1 rRNA gene is annotated in these 568 nt (G+C 58.5%); it reads left to right on the top strand.

The features are described from left to right. Nucleotides 1–568 (top strand): 23S ribosomal RNA (locus tag IE206_RS42230); the annotation flags it as partial.

Below are 568 nucleotides of genomic sequence, written 5' to 3'. Positions count from 1 at the left end.
TGGAGTCGTCGTTGAAATACCACTCTGGTCGTGCTGGATGTCTAACCTCGGTCCGTGATCCGGATCAGGGACAGTGTCTGATGGGTAGTTTAACTGGGGCGGTTGCCTCCTAAAGAGTAACGGAGGCGCCCAAAGGTTCCCTCAGCCTGGTTGGCAATCAGGTGTTGAGTGTAAGTGCACAAGGGAGCTTGACTGTGAGACCGACGGGTCGAGCAGGGACGAAAGTCGGGACTAGTGATCCGGCGGTGGCTTGTGGAAGCGCCGTCGCTCAACGGATAAAAGGTACCCCGGGGATAACAGGCTGATCTTCCCCAAGAGTCCATATCGACGGGATGGTTTGGCACCTCGATGTCGGCTCGTCGCATCCTGGGGCTGGAGTCGGTCCCAAGGGTTGGGCTGTTCGCCCATTAAAGCGGTACGCGAGCTGGGTTTAGAACGTCGTGAGACAGTTCGGTCCCTATCCGCTGCGCGCGCAGGAACATTGAGAAGGGCTGTCCCTAGTACGAGAGGACCGGGACGGACGAACCTCTGGTGTGCCAGTTGTCCTGCCAAGGGCATGGCTGGTTGG

This window comes from Streptomyces violascens (assembly GCF_014649955.1).
GTDB classification, from domain to species: Bacteria; Actinomycetota; Actinomycetes; order Streptomycetales; family Streptomycetaceae; genus Streptomyces; species Streptomyces violascens.
This window is presented reverse-complemented; position numbering and strand designations above follow the sequence as displayed.